Here is a 5,894-nt window from a genome sequence, read left to right as displayed (position 1 = left end):
TTCAGGCCGGCGGCGGTGCCAGTCAGGCCGCGCCGGACTCCGCACGCGCCATGCGCTCGCTCTTCCAGTACACATCGTCGCCGCCATCCAGGCGGTTGAGCACGCGCGCCAGCACGAACATCAGGTCCGACAGCCGGTTGAGGTAGCGCCGCGGCGCATCGCGCACCGGCTCGGCCGCGCCAAGCGCCACCACCGCGCGCTCGGCGCGGCGGGCGACGGTGCGGCACACATGGGCCTGCGCCGCGGCGCGCGTGCCGGCGGGCAGGATGAATTCGGCCAGCCGCGGCAGCGCTGCATTGTGGGTGGCCAGGGCTTCGTCGAGCTGCGCGAGCGCCTCGTCCTTGAGCAGCTCGAAGCCGGGGATGGACAGCTCGCCGCCCAGATTGAACAGCTGGTGCTGCACGTCCGACAGCAGCGTGCGCACCTCGGCCGGCAACGGCTCGCACAGCAGCAGGCCGATGTGCGAATTGAGTTCGTCCACATCGCCCATGGCATGCGGGCGCGGGCTGTCCTTGGAGACGCGGGTGTTGTCGCCCAGGCCCGTGGTGCCGTCGTCTCCGGTGCGCGTGGCGATCTGTGTCAGTCGGTTGCCCATGGGCTGCTCCTTGTGCGTTGCAAGCCGCGCTGGAGGCGGCCGCGGGCATTGTGCGTTACAACCGGCAGGCAAATGTGTATCAGGGCAACAGCGGGCAAAATCACTGGCCGGGCACCGCAGGTTGCGGTGCAATGCAATCCTGTTCAACTTTCACGGAGCGTGAACCCATGGCAGCTCAGCAACGACGCACCCTTCCTTTCGACAGCCGCAGCGTGATGCTGTTCGCGGCGATCACCCTGGGAGGTGCCGCAGTGCATGCACAAACACCTTCCCCGACCCTCACCTCCCCGTCCAACCAACCTCCCCAGACCGCGTCGGGCACCTCCATGGGCCTGCATCCCGGTGCCAAGGGCGCCACCTTCGGCGGCTCGCAGCCCGCCGCACAAACTTCCAGCGCATTCGATCGCGTTGACAGCGACAAGAACGGACAACTGACCCTGGCAGAGGCCGCTCGCCTGCCCGCCATCGGCAACCGTTTCAAGGAGCTCGACAAGGACCATAACGGTGCCCTGTCGCGCTCGGAATTCGAGGCCGGCGCCCACTCCTGACGCCGCCCGGAGCAACTACCACACGAACTCCACTCCACCCCGACGGGCCCGCATGCTGAGGAGGCATGCGGGCCTTGATGCGTGCGCGGGCACGGACGGCCCGCCGCCATGGGGGCCACCGGGGAAGGCAGCTCAATCCTTGAGCGAGGACAGGAACTGCCGCAGTTCCGGCGTCTGCGGGTTGCCGAACAGATCCTGCGGCGGGCCCATCTCGTGCACGCGGCCCTGGTGCATGAAGATCACGCGGTTGCTCACCTTGCGGGCGAAGGCCATTTCGTGCGTGACCATCAGCAGGGTCATGCCCTCGCGGGCCAGCGACTCCACGACGCGCAGCACCTCGCCCACCAGTTCGGGGTCGAGGGCCGAGGTGATCTCGTCGCACAGGAGCACGGCCGGCTCCATGGCCAACGCGCGGGCGATGGCCACGCGCTGCTGCTGCCCGCCCGACAGCTGGTCGGGCATGGCGTCGAATTTCTCACCCAGGCCCACGCGCTGCAGCAGCCGGGCCGCCTGTGCGGCCGCGTCCTTTTGCGAGCGCTGCTTGACCAGCGTGGGCGCCAGCATGACGTTGCGGCCCACCGAGAGGTGCGGAAAGAGATTGAAGTTCTGGAAGATCATGCCCACGCGCTGGCGCAGCTCGCGCATGGCCATGGCGCTGTCGTGCAGCAGCGGCTTGCCGTCCACCGTGAGTGCGCCGTCCTGGAAGGTTTCCAGGCCGTTGATGCAGCGCAGCAGCGTGCTCTTGCCCGAGCCGCTCTTGCCGATGATGGCGATCACCTCGCCGGGCTGCACCGTGAGGTCGATGCCCTTGAGCACCTCGTTGGTGCCGTAGGACTTGCGCAGCGCGGTGACCTGCACGATGGGGCGGCCCGGCGGTGCGGACACGGCAGGCGCGTCGGCCAGGGTTTCAGCGGCGGCCATGGAACTTCCTTTCGAGGTGTTGCGCATACAGGCTCACGGGAAAGCACAGCGCGAAATAGACGAGCGCCACGCAGGCGAAGACGGCGAACGGCTTGAAGGTGGTGTTGGCGATCATTCCCCCGGCCTTGGTCAGCTCCACGAAGCCGATCACCGAGGCCAGCGCCGTGCCCTTGACCACCTGCACCAGAAAGCCCACCGTGGGCGCCGTGGCGATGCGCACGGCCTGCGGCAGGATCACGTGGCGCATCTGCTCGCCGAACGACAGGGCCAGGCTGCCCGAGGCCTCCCACTGGCCCTTGGGCACGGCGGCCACGCAGCCGCGCCAGATCTCCACCAGGAAGGCGCTGGTGTAGAGCGTGAGCGCCACGGCGGCCGAGGTCCAGGCCGACACGTTGAGCCCGAGCAGCGCCAGGCCGAAGTAAGACAGGAACAACTGCATCAGCAGCGGCGTGCCCTGAAAGACCTGCACGTAAACGCCCACGGCACGCTCGGCCACGCGGCCGCCGGTGAGCCGGGCCACGAGCAGCAGCCCGCCCACCAGGCCGCCGCCGACGAAGGCGATCAGCGAAAGCACGACGGTCCAGCGCGCGGCCAGCAGCAGGTTGCGCAGGATGTCCCAGAAGGTGAAGTCGACCATCTCGCGTTCCTAGAAAAATGCCCGGGCCATGGCTCAGCGGCCGAAGAGAAAGCGCGGGCCCGCCCAGTGCAGCAGCCGGCGCAGCGCGATCGAGAGCACGAGGTAGATGCCCGTGGCCACGATGAACGATTCGAAGGCGCGGAAGTTGCGGCTCTGGATCAGGTTGGCGGCGTAGCTCAGGTCCTGCACCGAGATCTGGCTGCACACCGCCGAGCCCAGCATCACGATGACGATCTGGCTCACCATGGCCGGCCACACCTTCTTGAGCGCGGGCGGCAGCACCACGCGCGTGAAGACCTGCACCCGCGACAGCGCCAGGCTCACCGCCGCCTCGATCTGGCCGCGCGGCGTGGCCTGGATGCCGGCGCGGACGATCTCGGTCGAGTAGGCCCCCAGGTTCATCACCATGGCGATGAACGAGGCCGCCTCCGGCGAGAGCTTCAGGCCCGCGGCGGGCAACCCGAAGAAGATGAAGAACAGCTGCACGATGAAGGGCGTGTTGCGGACCAGCTCCACATAGGCCGCCACGGGCCAGCGCAGCGCCGCCGGCCCCTGGGACCGTGCCCAGGCGCAGGCGATGCCCACCGCCATGCCCACCACGGTCGCCACGGCCGTGAGGGCCAGGGTCCAGGCCACGCCCGTGGCCAGCAGCGGCCACTGCGACAGCACGGCCATGAAGTCGAACTCGATGCGCATGGGCAGCCGATCAGGTCAACGGGTCAGAGGATGCGGGCGGCGCGAAGGGGCTCAGACCGGCAGGTCGCCGGCGGGGCGGCCCAGCCACTTCTTGGCCATGGTGTCCAGCTCGCCGCTCTTCTTGGCGCCGGCGATGATTTCATTGACCTTGGCCATCAGCGCGGCCTCGCCCTTGGGCAGGCCGATGAAGCACGGGCTGTCCTTGAGCAGCAGCTTGTACTCGGCCTGCAGCTGCGGGTTCTTCTGCATCATGTTGCCCGCCACCGAGGCGCTGGTGGCCACGAACTGCGTCTGGCCGGCCACGAAGGCGGCGATGGTGGCGTTGTTGTCCTCGAAGCGCTTCACGTCGATGCTGGGCGGGGCGACCTTGGCGAGTTCCTGGTCTTCCATGGCGCCGCGCGTGACCGCCACGCTCTTGCCGGCCAGGTCGCTCCAGGCCTTGGCCGTGAGGGACTTGGGCCCGAACACGGCCTGGTAGAAGGGTGCATAGGCCGAGGTGAAGTCGATGACCTTCTCGCGCTCGGGGTTCTTGCCCAGCGTGGAGATGACGAGGTCGGCCTTCTTGGTCTGCAGGTAGGCGATGCGGTTGGCGCTGGTGACCGCGACCAGTTCCACCTTCACGCCCAGCTTGGCGGCGATGAGCTCGGCCATGTCGATGTCCAGGCCCTGGGGCTTGAGGTCGGTGCCGACGAAGCCGTAGGGCGGGTAGTCGGTGGGGATGGCGATCTTGATGGTCTTGGACTTCAGGATGTCGTCCAGCGCGGTCTGCGCCTGTGCGGGCGCCACGGCGCACACGAGGCCGGCGGCGGCCACGAGGCCCAGGGCCAGGCGGCGGGAGAGAAAGCGGGTGGCGAAGGTCATAGCAAGGCTCCTAGGTAGGTGGATGCGTCGCCTGGGGACGCGGCGGGGGAAGGGGAAGCGGAAGGGGCGGCCGGGCCACTGGCGGCGCCGGCGCGCACGGGCGCCAGCGCGCTGCGCAGGTGTTCGAGCGGATCGGCGCTGGCCTGCAGCCGCAGGGCGGACTGCACCGAGCCGATGTGCTCGGCCATCAGCGATTCGGCGCGGGCAATGTCGCCCGCCTCCAGTGCCTCGACGATGCGCACGTGGTCTTCGCACGATTGCGCCGCGTCGTGCGACGACTGGTACAGCATGGCGATGAGCGTGGTGCGCGCGGTGAAGTCGCGCAGCGTGTCGGCCAGCAGGCCGTTGCCCAGGCACTCGGCCAGGCACACATGGAAGTCGCCCAGCAGGAAGCTGCGCGCGCCCACGTCACTGCCCGCCAGGGCCGCCTTCTCGCGCTGCAGGTGGGCCCGCAGCTTGCGCACCGCGGCCTTGTCCACCGTCTTCAGCTGGTGCAGCAGGCCCAGTTCGATGACGCGGCGCGCCTCGAAGGCCTCGCGCGCTTCGTCCTCGGAGGGCTCGATCACGTACCAGCCACGGCGCGCGCTGACGGTAACGATGCCGCGCGTGGACAGCCGCGTGAGCGCCTCGCGCACGATGGTGCGGCTGCAGTCGAACAGCATGGCGAGTTGCTGCTCCCCCAGGCGCGCGCCGGGGGCGAGCTTCTGGGCCATCACGGCTTCGATGATGCGGTTGCTGATTTCGGTGGCACTGGTCATTGCCACGGAACTACGCAGGTTCCGTGCCAACTGGTATACAAGCCAGATGCACCAGTTTGGCGACTAGCGGGCCGCCCGGGATCCGTTCAGTTCAAAGCACGCCGTCCCACGCGTCCAGTGTGGCGGAGGCCGGCGCCGGGCCGCACCAGCCCAGGTCGTCGAAGAACTGCATCCAGGGCGTTCCGGGGCCGTGCTCCGGCCAGCCGGGGTCGCCCTGCACCACGAAGTCCGCCCACGCACCGTGCATGGCATCGGCCAGCGGCTGCGGCGGGGCATCGCCGGTCAACTCGCGCCCGGTGGACGTGGCCAGGCGATCGAAGACGAACGGCAGGTCCACCCCGTGCGCGGCGCCCAGTTGCCCGCTGCACTGCGGCGAGCGCCATTCCAGCTCGTACCGGTGCACCGGCAGCCGGTTCGCGACGGCGAGGGCCGCGATGCGGCGCGCCGGCACGCGGTAGTAATAGTCGGACTGCATGGCGCACAGCATCTCGCCGGCATGGGCGCCACCGTCGCACGCGGGCAGGGCCGCATAGGCCTGGCGCGCCGCGGGCGGCAGGCCCGTGTCCCGCATGAAGGCCGTGACCTGTTCATCGGTCACGCGGTCGATGGCGCCACCCGGCACGTGGTACAGGCGCATCTCCTCGGCATTGCTGCCCACCAGCACCTGCAGCGGCGGCCGCGACGGATCGGACCATTGGCGCTGCAGCGCTGCCAGCGGCGCCTGGGCGAGCACTTGACCGTCGATCACCGGGCGCAGCGGGAACACGTTGCGGCGGCTGATGCCGTGCTGGTCGCGCAGGGCCGCGTCCTCGGCCAGCCGGTGCACGGCGAACAGCACGTCCGCCGGCGGCGCCGCGCCCAGCGCCGCGAGCGTGGGG

General features: G+C 69.4%; 8 protein-coding genes. 1 reads left to right on the top strand and 7 read right to left on the bottom strand.

Going from position 1 to position 5,894, the window contains the following annotated elements; all coding sequences use genetic code 11:
• Positions 1–22 precede the first annotated feature (22 nt).
• Positions 23–595: a cob(I)yrinic acid a,c-diamide adenosyltransferase gene (locus AC27KI_RS17410; protein WP_284397100.1), complete on the bottom strand. Its 573-nt coding sequence runs from the start codon at positions 593–595 to the stop codon at positions 23–25.
• Positions 596–612: 17 nt separating this feature from the next.
• Between AC27KI_RS17410 and AC27KI_RS17405 the strand changes: the two genes are divergently transcribed.
• Positions 613–1,143 carry an EF-hand domain-containing protein gene (locus AC27KI_RS17405; protein ID WP_487090279.1) on the top strand — a complete coding sequence of 177 codons (531 nt, stop codon included), beginning with the start codon at positions 613–615 and terminating at the stop codon, positions 1,141–1,143.
• Between the two features lie 132 nt (positions 1,144–1,275).
• On the opposite strand, the gene AC27KI_RS17400 is transcribed toward AC27KI_RS17405, so the two are convergent.
• From AC27KI_RS17400 to AC27KI_RS17375, 6 genes are all read right to left on the bottom strand, one after another.
• The gene (locus AC27KI_RS17400; protein WP_487114954.1) at positions 1,276–2,064 is read right to left on the bottom strand and encodes an amino acid ABC transporter ATP-binding protein; all 789 of its coding nucleotides are present in this window, start codon (positions 2,062–2,064) and stop codon (positions 1,276–1,278) included.
• On the bottom strand, positions 2,051–2,701 hold the full coding sequence (locus AC27KI_RS17395; RefSeq protein WP_272566202.1) for an amino acid ABC transporter permease: 651 nt from the start codon (positions 2,699–2,701) through the stop codon (positions 2,051–2,053). Before AC27KI_RS17395 ends, AC27KI_RS17400 begins: the two co-directional genes overlap by 14 nt.
• Positions 2,702–2,734: 33 nt before the next feature.
• Positions 2,735–3,397 (bottom strand): amino acid ABC transporter permease, encoded by a 663-nt coding sequence (locus AC27KI_RS17390; RefSeq protein ID WP_487114952.1) that lies wholly within the window; start codon positions 3,395–3,397, stop codon positions 2,735–2,737.
• 51 nt (positions 3,398–3,448) lie between these two features.
• A complete protein-coding gene (locus AC27KI_RS17385) occupies positions 3,449–4,258 on the bottom strand; it encodes a transporter substrate-binding domain-containing protein (protein WP_272566205.1) in 810 nt (269 codons plus the stop codon).
• Entirely contained in the window at positions 4,255–5,016 is a 762-nt protein-coding gene (locus AC27KI_RS17380; RefSeq protein ID WP_284397649.1) for a GntR family transcriptional regulator, read from the bottom strand. Before AC27KI_RS17380 ends, AC27KI_RS17385 begins: the two co-directional genes overlap by 4 nt.
• 91 nt (positions 5,017–5,107) lie before the next feature.
• Positions 5,108–5,894: carboxylesterase family protein (locus tag AC27KI_RS17375; RefSeq protein ID WP_487114950.1), on the bottom strand; the 787-nt coding region annotated here is incomplete at its 5' end.

This window comes from Acidovorax sp. KPB24-03 (assembly GCF_057546605.1).
Note: the sequence above shows the minus strand (reverse complement) of the source record. Positions and strands in the feature narration are given on the sequence as shown.